Below are 16,847 nucleotides of genomic sequence, written 5' to 3'. Positions count from 1 at the left end.
GCGACAACGTGTCGATCACGGTCAAGCTGATCGCCCCGATCGCCATGGAGCAAGGCCTGCGTTTCGCCATCCGTGAAGGTGGCCGTACCGTGGGTTCGGGCGTTGTGGCGACCATCATCGAGTAATTCAAGTTCTGCCGCAGGGGAATAGCTCAATTGGCAGAGCGTCGGTCTCCAAAACCGAAGGTTGGGGGTTCGAGACCCTCTTCCCCTGCCACGGCAAACTGATTAACGACACGACATGTCGCCAGCCCGCTGCGGTGAAATGCCCGGCGGGCTTTGCTGCTGATGGCGACCCGATTCGCAAATACTGATCCAAATCCATGACACAAGTCGAGACCGTCACGTCGAGTGCTGACAAGGCCAAGCTGGCTGCGGCGGCCTTGTTGGTGATTGGTGGCCTGACGGCCTATTACCTGCTTGCGGCCAAGGGCGCCCTGGTGCAATGGGGTGGCCTGTTGGCCTTGCTGGCGGGCGCTGTGGCGCTTTTCTTTACCAGTGAAACGGGCCGCTCCTTGATTGGCTTCGGTCGCGACAGCGTGCGCGAAGTCAAGAAGGTGGTTTGGCCCACGCGCAAGGAATCCCTGCAAATGACGGGCTACGTGTTCGCCTTTGTGGTGGTCATGGCCTTGTTTCTGTGGTTGACCGACAAGACGCTGGAGTGGGTGCTGTACGACCTGGTTCTGGGTTGGAAGCGCTGAAGAAAGTTACACGATGAGTGAACCGTTGAGCACCCCCGTAGCTGTTTCGATGCGCTGGTACGTCGTCCATGCCTATTCGGGTATGGAAAAGGCGGTCGAGCGCAACCTGCGCGAGCGCATTGATCGCGCCGGTATGCAGGACAAGTTCGGACGCATTCTGGTTCCCACCGAAGAGGTGGTTGAGCTGAAGAATGGCAAGAAGGCCATCACCGAACGCCGCTTTTTCCCGGGTTATGTGCTCGTGGAAATGGTGATGGACGATGACACCTGGCACTTGGTGAAGCACACCAGCAAGGTGACCGGTTTCGTCGGTGGCGCGCGCAACCGTCCGGCTCCGATTTCGGAAGCCGAGGTGATGAAGATCGTCAACCAAATGCAAGAGGGCGTGGAAAAGCCGCGTCCGAAGTTCGAGTGGACAGTGGGCGAGGTGGTGCGCGTCAAGGAAGGCCCGTTTGCGGACTTCAACGGCGCCATCGAAGAGGTGAACTACGACAAGAGCAAGCTGCGCGTGTCGGTCACCATCTTCGGTCGTGCAACGCCGGTCGAACTGGACTTCGGTCAGGTTGAAAAAGTCTGACGATTCCGTCGCCAGACTTTTTTGCCGCAGGCCGTAGGCAAAAGGTCTCTAGGCATACCAGAGCCTGATTCGCGTCAGCGAGTCGACTGGTCGCGACAGCCCAACGCGATTTTGGGCATGAGGAGCCAGCGATTCGCTTGAACGAAAAGCTGGCGTTTGTACTCGGGGCTGTCGCTTGCGACGGCTCCTTAGGAGTGAAAAATGGCAAAGAAAATTGTCGGCTTTATCAAGCTGCAAGTTCCGGCCGGCAAGGCGAACCCTTCGCCCCCGATCGGTCCCGCGCTGGGTCAGCGTGGTCTGAACATCATGGAGTTCTGCAAGGCCTTTAACGCCAAGACGCAGAGCATGGAGCCGGGTCTGGTGCTGCCGGTGGTCATCACCGCCTTCGCCGACAAGAGCTTCACCTTTGAGATCAAGTCGCCGCCCGCGACCGTGCTGATCAAGAAGGCCGCCAAGATTGAGAAGGGTTCGCAGCGCCCCCACCTGGACAAGGTCGGTAAGCTGAACCGTGCCCAACTGGAAGAAATCGCCAAGACCAAGATGAAGGACTTGAACGCCGCCGACATGGAAGGTGCCGTTCGCATCATCGCCGGTTCGGCCCGTTCGATGGGCATCATCGTGGAGGGTCTGTGAAATGGCTAAGTTGACCAAAAAGCAAAAAGCCCAAGTCGGCAAGGTCGAATCCACCAAGCTGTATCCGCTGGGTGATGCTCTGGCCCTGGTGAAGAGCCTGGCCACCGCCAAGTTTGACGAGTCGATCGATGTGGCCGTCCAACTGGGTGTGGACGCCAAGAAGTCGGACCAAGTGGTTCGCGGTGCTGTCGTGTTGCCCCATGGCACCGGCAAGACCAAGCGTGTGGCCGTGTTCGCTCAAGGCGCCAAGGCTGAAGAAGCCAAGGCCGCTGGCGCCGACGTGGTGGGCATGGAAGACCTGGCCGAGCGCGTGAAGGCGGGCGACATGCCCTTCGACGTGGTGATCGCTTCGCCCGACACCATGCGTATCGTCGGTACCCTGGGTCAGATCCTGGGCCCCCGCGGCCTGATGCCCAACCCCAAGGTGGGCACCGTGACCCCGGACGTCGCGACCGCTGTCAAGAACGCCAAGGCTGGCCAAGTTCAGTTCCGCGTTGACAAGGCCGGCATCATCCACGGCACCATTGGCCGTCGCTCGTTCGACGATGCCAAGTTGGCCGACAACCTGCGCGCCCTGGTGGACGCCTTGAACAAGTCCAAGCCGGCTTCGAGCAAGGGTGTTTACCTGCGCAAGGTGGCTGTGTCCTCCACCATGGGCGTCGGCGCCCGCGTGGAAGTCGCATCGATCAACGCTCAAGCCGCGGCTTGAGTTTGAAGTGGTGGGCTGAGGCTCTACACCGGGCAGTCCTGAGGACTGATCGGTGCGTGCCGAAGGCCTCTGGGCACGCCAGCCCTGAGGTCGGGTGCACGTAAAGAGTCGCAGGTCATCCAAGACCGCTGGCGCGAAAGCGTAATGGAAGCCCGCAAGGGTGGATGCCAGCGCAGATGGCGGTCCCCGCCGACGAGGAATTCCCGTGACTCCCATGGAAGCAACGGGGCTCCGAGACGGCAAGGTCGCTAAAACCGGTGCGGTATTCGGGAGTGATCCTGATGCCGCGATGTGAGGAGATAGACCTTGAGTCTGAATCGCAACGAGAAGGCTGCCGTCGTCTCGGAAGTGGCTGCGCAAGCGGCCAAGTCCCAGACGCTCGCGATCGCCGAGTACCGTGGCCTCACCGTGGAAGCTCTGAACAAGCTGCGCGTCGACGCGCGGTCCAAGGGTGTGTATCTTCATGTGCTGAAGAACACCCTGGCCCGTCGTGCCGTTGCTGGCACCCCGTTCGAGCCCGCGGCGGAGCTGATGGTCGGTCCGCTGATCTACGGCTTTTCTGAAGATGCAGTTGCCGCCGCCAAGGTGGTGGCCGACTTCGCCAAGAGCAATGACAAGCTGGTCCTCAAGGGCGGCGCCTACAACGGCAAAGCCCTGGATGTGAACAGCCTGAAGACCCTGGCTTCGGTGCCCAGCAAGGAAGTCCTGCTGTCGCAACTGGCCGGTCTGCTCAAGTCGCCCGTGCAGCGCACTGCTGCCGTGCTGGCGGCCTTGGCGGCCAAGCGTGGCGAGGGCGCCGAAGCGCCCGCCGCCGCCTAATTGGCACGCATCCGTTTTCAATCATTTTTCGATTCTTAGGAGCCTCAAATGGCATTCGATAAAGACGCTTTCCTGACCGCCCTCGACAGCATGTCGGTGATGGAACTCAATGACCTGGTCAAGGCCATTGAAGAGAAGTTCGGCGTGTCCGCCGCCTCGATGGCCGCCCCGGCTGCTGGCGGTGGCGCCGCTGCCCCGGCCGCTGAAGAGAAGACCGAATTCAACGTTGTGCTGCTCGAAGCCGGCGCGAACAAGGTTGGCGTGATCAAGGCCGTGCGTGAAATCACCGGCCTGGGTCTGAAGGAAGCCAAGGACCTGGTCGATGGCGCCCCCAAGACCGTCAAGGAAGCCCTGCCCAAGGCCGACGCCGACGCCGCCGTCAAGAAGCTGGTCGAAGCCGGCGCCAAGGCCGAAGCCAAGTAATTCGATCGGTGCTCGGCTACTGCGCGGGCCGATCTGGGGCCTGCGGTGCTCGCCGTACGAAAGTACGGCTGCGCGCCTCAGACCCCACCTCGACCCGCTCGCGACGCCGCTCACCGACCGAAACTGCGAGGTCGAGCCCCGGAAACGGGGTTCGGCCTTGTTCCATTTCCGACGAGGTCCTTCGCAAGGGTCCGGCAGGTCTACAATGCCGGGTTTTTCCGAAGGTTCTCTGATCCGACTGCAGAGAACGGGTTTGGTCGAGCCTGTAGCGCAATGCCGCAGGTTGTCTGCCAGCGACGGGTAGTGGCCCGTCACCGAACCTCGAATGCAATGTTCGAGACGCCAGTCGTCCGGCTGCTGGACTGATCCCCCACGGCCTCAACTCCTCGGAGCTTTCATGGCGCAAGCTACCCCTTACAGCTACACGGAACGCAAACGCATCCGCAAGAGCTTCGGCCAACGCGACAGCGTGCTGGGCGTGCCCTATCTGCTGACGATGCAGAAGGATTCCTACAAGGCCTTCCTGCAAAAAGACGTCCCCCCGGCCCAGCGTAAGCCCGAGGGCCTGCAAGCGGCCTTTTTGGCGGCTTTCCCCATCGTCTCGCACAACCAGTTTGTCGAGATGCGTTTCTTGGAATTCAACATCGCCCGTCCGACCTTTGACGAGCGTGAGTGTCAGCAGCGCGGCCTGACTTTCGCCGCGGCTGTGCGCGCCAAGTTGCAAATGATCATTTACGACCGCGAGACTTCGACCCCGTCGAACAAGCAGGTCCGTGAAATCAAAGAGCAAGAGGTCTACATGGGCGAAGTGCCCTTGATGACCGACTACGGCTCCTTCATCATCAACGGCACCGAGCGCGTCATCGTGTCGCAGCTGCACCGCTCGCCGGGCGTCTTCTTCGAACATGACAAGGGCAAGACCCACAGTTCGGGCAAGCTGCTGTTTTCCAGCCGCATCATTCCCTACCGCGGTTCGTGGCTGGATTTCGAATTCGACCCGAAAGACATCCTGTACTTCCGCGTCGACCGCCGCCGCAAGATGCCGGTTTCCATCCTGCTCAAGGCCATCGGCCTGAACCCCGAGCAGATCCTGGCCCATTTCTTCTCGTTCGACAACTTCCGCTTGATGGATGTCGGGGCGCAAATGGAATTTGTGGCCGAGCGCATCAAAGGCGAAGTCGCTCGATTCGATCTGACCGACAAAGAAGGCAAGGTCGTTGTTGAGAAGGACAAGCGCGTCACGGCTCGCCACATCAAGCAGCTGGAAAGCTCGGGCACGCAGTACATCTCGGTGCCGGAAGACTTCTTGGTGGGCCGTGTGGTCGCCAAGAACATGGTGGATCCGGATACCGGTGAAATCATTGCCAAGGCCAACGAAGAGCTGACCGAGTCGCTGCTCAAGAAGCTTCGCGCCGCCGGCATCAAAGAGCTGCAGTGCCTGTTCACGAATGAACTGAGCGAAGGCGCCTACATCAGCCAGACCCTCGCTCTGGACGAGACCGCCGACCAATTCGCAGCGCGCGTGGCGATCTACCGCATGATGCGCCCGGGCGAGCCGCCGACCGAAGATGCGGTCGAGGCCCTGTTCAACCGCCTGTTCTACAGCGCGGACACCTACGACCTGAGCCGGGTCGGCCGCATGAAGTTCAACGCTCGAGTGGGGCGTGACAGCGGCGAGGGCGAGATGACCCTCTCCAATGAGGACATCCTGGACGTCGTCAAGATCCTGGTGGAATTGCGCAATGGTCGGGGCCAAGTGGACGATATCGACCACCTGGGCAACCGTCGCGTGCGTTGCGTCGGCGAACTGGCCGAAAACCAGTACCGCTCGGGCCTGGCCCGCATCGAAAAGGCCGTGAAGGAGCGTCTGGGCCAGGCCGAAACCGAAGCCCTGATGCCGCACGACCTGATCAACTCCAAGCCGATCTCTGCGGCGCTGAAGGAGTTCTTCGGTGCGTCCCAGCTGTCGCAGTTCATGGATCAGACCAACCCCTTGTCGGAAATCACGCACAAGCGCCGTGTTTCCGCCCTGGGCCCAGGCGGTCTGACCCGTGAGCGGGCAGGCTTTGAAGTCCGTGACGTGCACCCGACCCACTATGGCCGCGTGTGCCCGATCGAAACGCCGGAAGGTCCGAACATCGGCCTGATCAACTCGCTGGCTCTGTTCGCGCGCCTGAACGAGTACGGTTTCTTGGAGACGCCGTACCGCCGCGTGGTGGACAGCCAGGTGACCGACCAGATCGACTACCTGTCGGCCATCGAGGAAGGCAAGTACGTTATCGCCCAGGCCAACGCCTCGCTGGACGCCAACGGCCGTCTGACCGATGAGCTGGTCAGCGCGCGTGAAGCCGGCGAATCGGTGTTGCTGAGCCCTGAGCGCGTGCAGTACATGGACGTGGCCCCTGCGCAGATCGTGTCGGTGGCTGCCTCGCTCGTGCCCTTCCTGGAACACGATGACGCGAACCGCGCGTTGATGGGCGCCAACATGCAGCGCCAAGCCGTGCCGACCCTGCGTCCTGAAAAAGCCTTCGTGGGCACCGGCGTCGAGCGCGTGGCCGCCAAGGACTCGGGCACGGTCGTGGCCGCTCGCCGCGGCGGCGTGGTTGATTACGTGGACACGAACCGCATCGTGATTCGCGTGAACGACACGGAAACGGTGGCGGGTGAGGTGGGTGTGGACATCTACAACCTCATCAAGTACCAGCGTTCCAACCAGAACACCAACATCCATCAGCGCGCCATCGTGAAGCGCGGGGATCGCGTGGCCGCAGGTGACATCGTCGCCGACGGCGCCTCGACCGATCTGGGTGAGTTGGCCCTGGGCCAGAACATGATGGTCGCCTTCATGCCCTGGAACGGCTACAACTTCGAAGATTCGATCTTGATCTCCGAACGCGTGGTGGCCGACGACCGCTACACCTCGATTCACATCGAGGAATTGGTGGTCATGGCGCGCGACACCAAACTGGGCAGCGAAGAAATCACCCGCGACATCCCGAATTTGAGCGAGCAGCAACTGGCGCGCTTGGACGAGTCGGGCATCGTCTACATCGGCGCCGAGGTCAACCCGGGCGACGTGCTGGTGGGCAAGGTCACGCCCAAGGGCGAAACCACGCTGACGCCGGAAGAGAAGCTGCTGCGCGCCATCTTCGGCGAGAAGGCTTCGGACGTGAAGGACACTTCGCTGCGTGTCGACCAGGGCACGCAGGGTACGGTCATCGACGTGCAGGTGTTCACCCGCGAGGGCATCCCCCGCGACAAGCGCGCCCAGCAGATCATTGACGACGAGTTGAAGCGGTTCCGTCTGGATCTGAATGACCAGATGCGCATCGTGGAAGCCGATGCCTTTGACCGGATCAAGAAGCTCCTGATTGGCAAGACCGCCAACGGCGGCCCGAAGAAGATCGCCAAAGGCACGGTCATCACGGCCGAGTACCTGACCGAGGTCGAAAAGCATCACTGGTTTGACATCCGCCCGGCGGATGAGGACCTGGCCAATCAGCTGGAGTCGATCAAGAACAGCCTGGATCAAACCCGCCACAGCTTTGACTTGGCGTTTGAAGAAAAGCGCAAGAAGCTGACCCAAGGCGACGAGCTGCCGGCCGGCGTGCTGAAGATGGTGAAGGTGTACCTCGCCGTTAAGCGCCGCCTGCAGCCGGGGGACAAGATGGCCGGCCGTCACGGCAACAAGGGGGTGGTCTCCAAGATTGTTCCGGTCGAGGACATGCCCTACATGGCCGACGGCACGCCGTGCGACATCGTGCTCAACCCGCTGGGTGTGCCCTCGCGGATGAACGTGGGTCAGGTTCTGGAGGTCCACCTCGGCTGGGCGGCCAAGGGCATTGGCCAGCGTCTGGGTGACATGCTGCAGCGGGAAGCCAAGGTGGCGGAGTTGCGTCAATTCCTGGACAAGCTCTACAACCAGAGCGGCGGCCGCAAGGAAGACCTGTCGCTGTTGTCCGACGACGAAGTGCAAGCCATGGCCAAGAACCTGACGGCCGGTGCGACGTTTGCCACGCCGGTGTTCGATGGCGCTGCCGAAGAGCAAATCCGCGCCATGCTGCACTTGGCGTACCCGGATGACGTCGCTGAACGCAAGGGCCTCACCGCGACCCGTACTCAGTGCTATCTGAGTGACGGCCGCACGGGCGAGCGCTTTGAGCGTCCCGTGACGGTGGGCTACATGCACGTGCTGAAGCTGCACCACTTGGTGGACGACAAGATGCACGCCCGTTCGACCGGCCCGTACAGCTTGGTCACGCAGCAGCCCTTGGGTGGTAAGGCGCAGTTCGGTGGCCAGCGCTTCGGTGAGATGGAAGTCTGGGCCTTGGAAGCCTACGGTGCGTCTTACGTGCTGCAGGAAATGCTGACCGTGAAGTCCGATGACGTGAATGGCCGCACCAAGGTGTACGAGAACATCGTCAAGGGTGAGCACTCGATCGATGCCGGCATGCCGGAATCGTTCAACGTGTTGGTCAAGGAAATTCGCTCGCTCGGTATTGATATCGAGCTCGAGCGCAACTAATCAAGGAACAGGAGAACGACATGAAAGGTTTGCTGGACCTGTTCAAGCAGTTCACGCCGGACGAGCACTTCGACGCGATCAAGATCGGCATTGCTTCGCCGGAAAAGATTCGCTCGTGGTCCTTCGGTGAGGTGAAAAAGCCCGAGACCATCAACTACCGCACCTTCAAACCGGAGCGCGATGGCCTGTTCTGCGCCAAGATCTTTGGCCCGATCAAGGACTACGAGTGCTTGTGCGGCAAGTACAAGCGGCTGAAGCACCGTGGCGTGATCTGTGAGAAGTGCGGGGTTGAAGTCACCCAGACCAAGGTGCGCCGTGATCGCATGGGTCACATCGACCTGGCGGCCCCGTGCGCCCACATCTGGTTCCTGAAGTCGCTGCCGTCGCGTCTGGGCCTGGTGCTGGACATGACGCTGCGCGACATCGAACGCGTGCTGTACTTTGAAGCGTATGTCGTGGTGGACCCCGGCATGACCCCGCTGAAGAAATTCGCCATCCTGAGCGAAGAGCAGTACGACGTCGAACTGGAAAAGCACGGCGACGAGTTCACCGCGCTGATGGGGGCCGAGGGCATTCAGCGCCTGCTGGCGGACATGGACCTCGATGTGGAGATCGACAAGATCCGCAACGACATGACCGGCTCCGAGCTCAAGATCAAGAAGAACTCCAAGCGCCTCAAGGTCATGGAGGCCTTCAAGCGCTCGGGCATCAAACCCGAGTGGATGGTCATGCAGGTGCTGCCGGTGCTGCCGCCGGATCTGCGCCCGCTGGTGCCGCTGGACGGCGGCCGTTTCGCGACCTCGGATCTGAACGATCTGTACCGCCGCGTTATCAACCGCAACAACCGTCTGGACCGCCTGCTGGAGCTCAAGGCCCCCGAGATCATCGTGCGCAACGAAAAGCGCATGTTGCAGGAGTCGGTGGACAGCTTGCTGGACAACGGCCGTCGCGGCAAGGCTATGACGGGGGCCAACAAGCGTCCGCTCAAGTCGCTGGCCGACATGATCAAGGGCAAGGGCGGTCGCTTCCGTCAGAACTTGCTGGGCAAGCGCGTGGACTACTCGGGCCGTTCGGTGATCACCGTGGGCCCGACCTTGAAGCTGCACCAGTGTGGCCTGCCCAAACTGATGGCGCTCGAGCTCTTCAAGCCCTTCATCTTCAGCCGCCTCGAGGCGATGGGGATCGCCACCACCATCAAGGCCGCCAAGAAAGAAGTCGAGGCCGGCACCCCTGTGGTGTGGGATATCTTGGAAGAGGTCATCAAGGAGCACCCGGTTCTGCTGAACCGTGCCCCGACGCTGCACCGCCTCGGCATTCAGGCCTTTGAGCCGGTGCTGATCGAAGGCAAGGCCATTCAGTTGCACCCGCTGGTTTGCGCGGCCTTCAACGCGGACTTTGACGGTGACCAGATGGCCGTTCACGTTCCGTTGTCGATCGAAGCCCAGATGGAAGCCCGCACCCTGATGCTGGCCTCCAACAACGTGCTGTTCCCCGCCTCGGGCGAGCCCTCCATCGTGCCGTCGCAAGACGTGGTGCTGGGCCTGTACTACGCCACTCGCGAGCGCACCAACGGTAAGGGCGAAGGCATGGTCTTTGCCGACCTGCCCGAATTGCAGCGCGCCCTGGACAACGGGGTGGTGGAAATCACCGCCCGCATCAACGTCCGTTTGGTGGAGCACCGCAAAGGCGACGATGGTTCTTGGATTCCGGAAACCAAGTTGGTGCAAACCACTGTGGGCCGTGCCCTGCTGTCGGAAATCCTGCCCAAGGGCCTGCCGTTCTCCAACATCAACAAGGCACTGAAGAAGAAGGAGATCAGCAAGCTGATCAACGCCTCCTTCCGCAAGTGCGGCCTGAAGGAAACCGTGGTGTTGGCGGACAAGCTGATGCAATCGGGTTTCCGCTTGGCGACGCGTGCCGGCTTGTCGATCGCCATCGACGACATGTTGGTCCCCGCTGAGAAGCACACCTTGATCGAGGCGGCCGAAAAAGAGGTCAAAGAGATCGAGCAGCAGTACATCTCGGGTCTTGTGACCGCGGGTGAGCGCTACAACAAGGTGGTGGACATCTGGGGCAAGGCCGGTGATGAAATCGGCAAGAAGATGATGGACCACCTCAAGGTTGAGAAGGTTCAGGATCGCAACGGCAAGACCGTCACCCAAGAGTCGTTCAACTCCATCTACATGATGGCCGACTCAGGTGCTCGCGGTAGCGCGGCCCAGATTCGCCAGTTGGCGGGTATGCGGGGCCTGATGGCCAAACCGGACGGCAGCATTATTGAGACCCCCATCACGGCCAACTTCCGTGAAGGTCTGAACGTGTTGCAGTACTTCATTTCCACCCACGGCGCCCGTAAGGGTCTGGCGGATACGGCGTTGAAGACCGCCAACTCGGGTTATCTGACCCGTCGTCTGGTCGATGTGACGCAGGACTTGGTGGTGACCGAGGACGACTGCGGTACCGACAACGGCATGGCCATGCGCGCCTTGGTCGAAGGCGGTGAAGTCATTGAATCGTTGCGCGACCGTATCTTGGGTCGTGTGGCCGCGATCGATGTGCTGAACCCGGAGACCCAGGCGGTCATCGTTCCGGCCGGCAAGATGCTGGACGAAGACACGCTGGACAAGGTCGAAGCGGCTGGGGTCGACGAAGTCAAAGTCCGTACACCGCTGACTTGCGCCACGCGCTACGGCTTGTGCGCCAGCTGCTACGGCCGAGACCTGGGCCGCGGCGGCATGGTGAACAACGGTGAAGCCGTGGGCGTGATCGCCGCCCAGTCCATCGGTGAGCCGGGCACTCAGCTGACCATGCGGACCTTCCACATCGGGGGTGCCGCCTCGCGTGCCGCCGTGGCCTCCAGCGTGGAAGCCAAGTCGGACGGCATCATCGGCTTCAATGCCACGATGCGTTACGTGACCAATGGCAAGGGCGAATTGGTGGTGATCTCCCGTTCGGGCGAAATCATCATTTCCGACCAGCACGGCCGCGAACGCGAACGCCACAAGGTGCCGTACGGCGCCATCCTCAACATCAAGGCCGATCAAACCCTGAAGGCCGGTACGGTGCTGGCCAACTGGGATCCGCTGACCCGACCGATCATCACGGAATTCGCCGGTAAGGCGAAGTTCGAGAACATCGAAGAGGGCGTGACGGTGGCCAAGCAGGTGGACGAAGTCACCGGCTTGTCGACCCTGGTCGTGATCGATCCGAAGCGCCGTGGGGCTGCCAAGGTCGTCCGTCCGCAGATCAAGCTGCTGGATGCTGGTGGCCACGAGGTCAAGATTCCGGGCACCGACCACTCGGTGACGATTGGTTTCCAAGTCGGCTCGCTGATTCAGGTGCGGGACGGCCAAGACCTCGCCCCGGGTGAGGTTCTGGCTCGTATTCCGGTCGAAGGGCAGAAGACCCGCGACATTACCGGCGGTCTGCCCCGTGTGGCTGAACTGTTCGAAGCCCGCTCACCCAAAGACAAGGGGGTTCTGGCCGAACAAACCGGTACGGTGTCGTTCGGTAAGGAAACCAAGGGCAAGGTGCGCTTGCAGATCACCGACCCGGATGGCAAGGTCTGGGAAGAACTGGTGCCCAAGGACAAGAACATCCTGGTGCACGAAGGTCAGGTGGTGAACAAGGGCGAGCCCATCGTTGACGGTCCGGCGGACCCGCAGGACATCCTGCGCCTGTTGGGCATCGAAGAGTTGGCGCGCTACATCGTGGACGAGGTTCAGGACGTGTACCGACTCCAGGGTGTGAAGATCAACGACAAGCACATTGAAGTGATCGTTCGCCAAATGCTGCGTCGCGTGCAGATCGTCGATCCGGGTGAGTCCAGCTACATCTCCGGCGAGCAGGTCGAGCGTTCCGAGATCCTCGGTTCGATCGATCAACTGCGGGCCGCGGGCAAGATGCCGCCGACTTACAACGACGTGCTGCTGGGCATTACCAAGGCCTCGCTGTCGACCGACTCCTTCATCTCGGCGGCTTCCTTCCAGGAAACCACCCGCGTGCTCACCGAGGCGGCCATCATGGGCAAGCGCGACGAGCTGCGTGGCTTGAAGGAAAACGTCATCGTGGGTCGCCTGATTCCGGCGGGCACGGGCATGGCCTTCCACAAGGCTCGCCGCGCCAAGGAGGAGATGGACGATGCCGAGCGCAAGGCCATCGCCCTGCAGGAAGCCGAGGAATTGGCCGCGATGCAGTTGGCAGCCTTGGACGACGCCGACTCAAGCGCCGAATAAGGTGCGGCGCCTTCGGGCGCTCTCTCTCCCCAAGGGCGGCCACGGTGCCGCCCTTTTTTATGGGGGCAACCCTGTCACTCGGTTGACCAGCAGGCCTGCACGGCGCGCCAGCCGTCCTCCGGGCGTTCAATCTGAATGCCGTGCGCTGCGGCGCGCTTTGCCCAGCGGAGCAGGGCCAGATCCCGGCTCCACAGCCGAACCGGCTGCTCCTGCCACGCCAGGTCCAGGAATTTCTGGTCGTCCGGGTCTTTGCTCCTCCAGGGGGCGGCCTGGGTCGGCGGCGTGCAAAGACGATACAGCCCCTGCGGCGCAAACAGTCGGGGCAGGGCGCGCCAGCGATCTTCCCAGGGGCGGTGGGCCACATGGTGCAGTTCGTCCAGCATGGCCGGACTGGCGAGCCAAGTGACGCGCTCCTGCTGCAGCGCCGCCTCGAATCCGGCGAGGCGGGCATCCTGGAAAAGCCAGAGATCCAGCAGCACATGGGTGTCAAGCACCAGCCGAACGGGGGGCTGATGGGGTTGGATTTCGTCTGCCAATCGGGATAAACCTTGCATCTCTTCAACGCCTGGCTATAATCGCCGGCTTTTCTTCGGATTGGCCGAGGTGCGTCCGCACGTCGGTGAAATTCGAATTGTCTTTGACTTCAAACGGGAACAAGTCAAACATGCCAACCATCAATCAGCTCGTGCGCTTTGGCCGTCAGGCCGAGGTCACGAAATCCAAGTCGCCTGCCATGCAGGATTGCCCGCAGCGCCGTGGCGTCTGCACCCGCGTGTACACCACGACGCCCAAGAAGCCGAACTCGGCTTTGCGTAAGGTTGCCAAGGTGCGTCTGACCAACGGGTTTGAGGTGATCTCGTACATCGGCGGTGAAGGCCACAACCTGCAAGAGCACAGCGTTGTGCTCGTGCGCGGCGGTCGTGTGAAGGACTTGCCCGGTGTGCGTTACCACATCGTGCGCGGCTCCCTGGATCTGCAGGGCGTCAAGGATCGGAAGCAATCGCGCTCGAAGTACGGCGCGAAGCGTCCCAAGAAGTAATCACGTCTCTGGGGTTCGTCCCTGGAATCAAGCGGTAGCGCCCCATCGGGTGAACCGAGTAAGTGGATGGCCTGAAGCTGGCTGTCCGCGGTTGCGAAAGCAGCCAACTGAAGACACAAAGGAAGAGAAATGCCTCGTCGTCGCGAAGTACCGAAGCGCGAGATCCTGCCGGATCCGAAATTCAACAGCGTGGACCTGTCCAAGTTCATGAACGTCATCATGGAATCGGGCAAAAAGGCCGTGGCCGAACGCATCATTTACGGTGCGCTGGAGCAAATCGAGAAGAAGTCGGGCAAGGACCCGCTGGAAGTCTTCTCGACCGCTCTGAACAACGTCAAGCCGATGGTCGAAGTGAAGTCCCGCCGCGTGGGCGGTGCGAACTACCAAGTTCCCGTGGAAGTTCGCCCTGTCCGCCGCGTGGCTCTGGCCATGCGCTGGTTGAAGGAATCGGCGCGCAAGCGTGGCGAGAAGTCGATGGCCCAGCGTTTGGCCAACGAACTGCTGGAGGCCTGCGAGGGCCGTGGCGGCGCCATGAAGAAGCGTGACGAAGTTCACCGCATGGCCGACGCCAACAAGGCGTTCTCGCACTTCCGCTTCTAAACTTCAGCCCCTTCGGCCGCCGCGGGTTTCTACCAACCCGTCGGCGGCTCACGCATTTCGGAGCAAACCATGGCCCGTAAGACCCCCATTGAGCGCTATCGCAACATCGGCATCAGCGCTCACATCGACGCCGGCAAGACCACCACGACCGAGCGCATCCTGTACTACACCGGTGTGAACCACAAGATCGGTGAGGTGCACGACGGTGCCGCAACGATGGACTGGATGGAGCAGGAACAAGAGCGCGGCATCACGATCACGTCGGCTGCGACCACCTGCTTCTGGAAGGGCATGGACATGTCCTACCCCGAGCACCGTTTCAACATCATTGACACCCCGGGCCACGTGGATTTCACCATTGAGGTGGAGCGTTCCATGCGCGTGCTGGACGGTGCCTGCATGGTGTACTGTGCGGTGGGCGGCGTGCAGCCGCAGTCGGAAACCGTCTGGCGTCAGGCCAACAAGTACAAGGTGCCCCGTCTGGCGTTCGTCAACAAGATGGACCGCACGGGCGCGAACTTCTTCAAGGTCGTTGACCAGATGAAGACCCGCCTGAAGGCCAACCCTGTGCCCATCGTGATCCCCATCGGCGCTGAAGACAACTTCAAGGGCGTCGTGGACCTGATCAAGATGAAGGCCATCCTGTGGGATGAGGCCTCGCAGGGCATGAAGTTCGACTACGTGGACATCCCGGCTGAGCTCGTCGACACCGCCAATGAATGGCGCGAAAAGATGGTCGAAGCCGCCGCTGAGGCCAGCGAAGAGCTGATGAACAAGTACTTGGAGTCGGGCGAGCTGAGCGAAGCCGAAATCAAGTTGGCCATCCGTCAGCGCACGATCGCGACGGAAATCCAGCCCATGCTGTGCGGTACCGCCTTCAAGAACAAGGGTGTGCAGCGCATGTTGGATGCCGTGATCGACTTCTTGCCCAGCCCGGTGGATATTCCCCCGGTCGGCGGCACGGACGATGACGAGAAGGAAGTCACCCGCAAGGCAGATGACAACGAGAAGTTCGCCGCTCTCGCGTTCAAGCTGATGACCGACCCGTACGTGGGCCAGCTGACTTTCGTGCGCGTCTACTCGGGCGTCTTGAAGTCGGGTGACTCGGTGTTCAACCCCATCAAGGGCAAGAAAGAGCGTATCGGCCGTATTCTGCAGATGCACGCCAACCAGCGCGAAGAAATCTCGGAAATTTTGGCCGGTGACATCGCGGCTTGCGTGGGCCTGAAGGAAGTGACCACGGGTGAAACCCTGTGCGATCCGGACGCCATCATCACCTTGGAGAAGATGAACTTCCCCGAGCCGGTGATTTCGCAGGCTGTCGAGCCCAAGACCAAGGCCGATCAGGAAAAGATGGGTATCGCCCTGGGTCGACTGGCCAAGGAAGACCCGTCCTTCCGCGTGCGCACCGACGAAGAATCGGGCCAGACCATCATCTCGGGCATGGGCGAGTTGCACCTGGAAATCATTGTTGACCGCATGAAGCGCGAGTTCGGCGTGGAAGCCAACGTCGGCAAGCCGCAGGTGGCCTACCGCGAAACCATTCGCAAGACGGCGACCGATGTCGAAGGCAAGTTCGTGCGTCAGTCGGGCGGTAAGGGTCAGTACGGTCACGTCGTGTTGACGGTGGAGCCGCAAGAAGCTGGCAAGGGCTTCGAGTTCGTGGACGCCATCAAGGGCGGTGTGGTGCCGCGCGAGTACATCCCTGCGGTCGAGAAGGGTGTTATCGACACCCTGCCGAACGGCGTGCTGGCCGGCTTCCCGGTGGTGGACGTGAAGGTTACGCTGACGTTCGGTTCTTACCACGACGTGGACTCGAACGAAAATGCGTTCAAGATGGCCGCTTCGATGGGCTTCAAAGAGGCTTGCCGTCGCGCCAGCCCTGTGATCCTCGAGCCGATGATGGCCGTGGAAGTCGAGACCCCAGAAGACTACGCCGGTTCGGTGATGGGCGATCTGTCCAGCCGCCGCGGCATGGTCCAGGGCATGGACGACATGGTGGGCGGTGGCAAGGTCATCAAGGCCGAAGTTCCCCTGTCGGAAATGTTCGGCTACTCGACCACGCTGCGCTCGATGTCGCAAGGTCGCGCCACGTACACGATGGAGTTCAAGCACTACAGCGAAGCTCCGAAGAACGTGTCCGACGCCATCATCACGGCTCGCGCCAAGTAAATCCCCATGGTCTGCAACCTGCCCGCCACCGGTGCCCGTCCCGGTGGGGTTCGGGTGGGCTGACAGACCTAAAACCGTAGACGGGACTCTGTTCTTTTTTGGAGATTCCAAATGGCAAAAGGTAAGTTTGAACGCACCAAGCCGCACGTAAACGTGGGCACCATCGGCCACGTGGACCATGGCAAGACCACGCTGACGGCGGCGATCGCAACGGTGCTGGCTTCGAAGTTCGGTGGCGAGGCCAAGGCCTACGACCAGATCGATGCGGCCCCGGAAGAGAAGGCTCGTGGTATCACGATCAACACCGCGCACGTCGAGTACGAGACGGCCAATCGTCACTACGCTCACGTGGACTGCCCGGGTCACGCTGACTACGTCAAGAACATGATCACCGGTGCCGCCCAGATGGACGGCG

At 61.4% G+C, this 16,847-nt stretch carries 14 protein-coding genes and 1 tRNA gene; 14 read left to right on the top strand and 1 reads right to left on the bottom strand.

Going from position 1 to position 16,847, the window contains the following annotated elements; all coding sequences use genetic code 11:
* The 10 genes from I7X43_RS16200 to rpoC all read left to right on the top strand — a co-directional run.
* Window positions 1-125 (top strand): EF-Tu C-terminal domain-related protein (locus I7X43_RS16200; RefSeq protein ID WP_088404609.1); only part of this gene is annotated, 125 nt, incomplete at its 5' end.
* A gap of 15 nt (window positions 126-140) precedes the next feature.
* Window positions 141-216, top strand: a tRNA-Trp gene (locus I7X43_RS16195).
* Window positions 217-322: 106 nt separating this feature from the next.
* Complete coding sequence (gene secE / locus I7X43_RS16190) at window positions 323-700, top strand: preprotein translocase subunit SecE (RefSeq protein WP_198101996.1); 378 nt, start codon at window positions 323-325, stop codon at window positions 698-700.
* 13 nt (window positions 701-713) lie between these two features.
* Complete coding sequence (nusG, locus tag I7X43_RS16185) at window positions 714-1,277, top strand: transcription termination/antitermination protein NusG (RefSeq protein WP_198101995.1); 564 nt, start codon at window positions 714-716, stop codon at window positions 1,275-1,277.
* Between the two features lie 201 nt (window positions 1,278-1,478).
* Window positions 1,479-1,910: a 50S ribosomal protein L11 gene (gene rplK, locus I7X43_RS16180; protein WP_198101994.1), complete on the top strand. Its 432-nt coding sequence runs from the start codon at window positions 1,479-1,481 to the stop codon at window positions 1,908-1,910.
* A gap of 1 nt (window position 1,911) precedes the next feature.
* Window positions 1,912-2,619: a 50S ribosomal protein L1 gene (rplA, locus tag I7X43_RS16175; protein ID WP_198101993.1), complete on the top strand. Its 708-nt coding sequence runs from the start codon at window positions 1,912-1,914 to the stop codon at window positions 2,617-2,619.
* A gap of 306 nt (window positions 2,620-2,925) precedes the next feature.
* Window positions 2,926-3,438 carry a 50S ribosomal protein L10 gene (gene rplJ / locus I7X43_RS16170; RefSeq protein WP_198101992.1) on the top strand — a complete coding sequence of 171 codons (513 nt, stop codon included), beginning with the start codon at window positions 2,926-2,928 and terminating at the stop codon, window positions 3,436-3,438.
* A gap of 48 nt (window positions 3,439-3,486) precedes the next feature.
* Window positions 3,487-3,861, top strand: coding sequence for a 50S ribosomal protein L7/L12 (rplL, locus tag I7X43_RS16165; RefSeq protein ID WP_198101991.1), 375 nt, complete (start codon window positions 3,487-3,489; stop codon window positions 3,859-3,861).
* A gap of 397 nt (window positions 3,862-4,258) precedes the next feature.
* The gene (rpoB, locus tag I7X43_RS16160; RefSeq protein ID WP_198101990.1) at window positions 4,259-8,386 is read left to right on the top strand and encodes a DNA-directed RNA polymerase subunit beta; all 4,128 of its coding nucleotides are present in this window, start codon (window positions 4,259-4,261) and stop codon (window positions 8,384-8,386) included.
* Between the two features lie 20 nt (window positions 8,387-8,406).
* Window positions 8,407-12,621 (top strand): DNA-directed RNA polymerase subunit beta', encoded by a 4,215-nt coding sequence (rpoC, locus tag I7X43_RS16155; RefSeq protein ID WP_198101989.1) that lies wholly within the window; start codon window positions 8,407-8,409, stop codon window positions 12,619-12,621.
* Window positions 12,622-12,695: 74 nt separating this feature from the next.
* Here rpoC and I7X43_RS16150 read toward each other — a convergent pair whose 3' ends face one another.
* A complete protein-coding gene (locus I7X43_RS16150; protein WP_198101988.1) occupies window positions 12,696-13,175 on the bottom strand; it encodes a PIN domain-containing protein in 480 nt (159 codons plus the stop codon).
* A gap of 110 nt (window positions 13,176-13,285) precedes the next feature.
* Between I7X43_RS16150 and rpsL the strand changes: the two genes are divergently transcribed.
* From rpsL to I7X43_RS16130, 4 genes are all read left to right on the top strand, one after another.
* The gene (gene rpsL, locus I7X43_RS16145) at window positions 13,286-13,660 is read left to right on the top strand and encodes a 30S ribosomal protein S12 (RefSeq protein WP_198101987.1); all 375 of its coding nucleotides are present in this window, start codon (window positions 13,286-13,288) and stop codon (window positions 13,658-13,660) included.
* A 129-nt stretch (window positions 13,661-13,789) separates the two neighbouring features.
* Window positions 13,790-14,260, top strand: coding sequence for a 30S ribosomal protein S7 (rpsG, locus tag I7X43_RS16140; RefSeq protein WP_198101986.1), 471 nt, complete (start codon window positions 13,790-13,792; stop codon window positions 14,258-14,260).
* A 69-nt stretch (window positions 14,261-14,329) separates the two neighbouring features.
* Window positions 14,330-16,432, top strand: a complete 2,103-nt coding sequence (fusA, locus tag I7X43_RS16135) for an elongation factor G (protein WP_198101985.1) — start codon at window positions 14,330-14,332, stop codon at window positions 16,430-16,432.
* Window positions 16,433-16,543: 111 nt separating this feature from the next.
* Window positions 16,544-16,847 (top strand): GTP-binding protein (locus I7X43_RS16130; RefSeq protein WP_246480486.1); only part of this gene is annotated, 304 nt, incomplete at its 3' end.

The sequence above is a fragment of the Inhella gelatinilytica genome (assembly GCF_016093295.1).
Taxonomy (GTDB): domain Bacteria; phylum Pseudomonadota; class Gammaproteobacteria; order Burkholderiales; family Burkholderiaceae_C; genus Inhella; species Inhella gelatinilytica.
The sequence above is the reverse complement of the archived record's forward strand: the minus strand, read 5'-3'. Positions and strand labels throughout refer to the sequence as shown.

Bases quoted from the DNA above. Each gene is read 5' to 3' on its own strand.
- fusA (WP_198101985.1), top strand. From the start codon at position 14,330: ATGGCCCGTAAGACCCCCATTGAGCGCTATCGCAACATCGGCATCAGC.
- rplA (WP_198101993.1), top strand. From the start codon at position 1,912: ATGGCTAAGTTGACCAAAAAGCAAAAAGCCCAAGTCGGCAAGGTCGAA.
- rpsG (WP_198101986.1), top strand. From the start codon at position 13,790: ATGCCTCGTCGTCGCGAAGTACCGAAGCGCGAGATCCTGCCGGATCCG.
- secE (WP_198101996.1), top strand. From the start codon at position 323: ATGACACAAGTCGAGACCGTCACGTCGAGTGCTGACAAGGCCAAGCTG.
- rpoB (WP_198101990.1), top strand. From the start codon at position 4,259: ATGGCGCAAGCTACCCCTTACAGCTACACGGAACGCAAACGCATCCGC.
- nusG (WP_198101995.1), top strand. From the start codon at position 714: ATGAGTGAACCGTTGAGCACCCCCGTAGCTGTTTCGATGCGCTGGTAC.
- rpoC (WP_198101989.1), top strand. From the start codon at position 8,407: ATGAAAGGTTTGCTGGACCTGTTCAAGCAGTTCACGCCGGACGAGCAC.
- rplL (WP_198101991.1), top strand. From the start codon at position 3,487: ATGGCATTCGATAAAGACGCTTTCCTGACCGCCCTCGACAGCATGTCG.
- rpsL (WP_198101987.1), top strand. From the start codon at position 13,286: ATGCCAACCATCAATCAGCTCGTGCGCTTTGGCCGTCAGGCCGAGGTC.
- rplK (WP_198101994.1), top strand. From the start codon at position 1,479: ATGGCAAAGAAAATTGTCGGCTTTATCAAGCTGCAAGTTCCGGCCGGC.
- I7X43_RS16150 (WP_198101988.1), bottom strand. From the start codon at position 13,175: ATGCAAGGTTTATCCCGATTGGCAGACGAAATCCAACCCCATCAGCCC.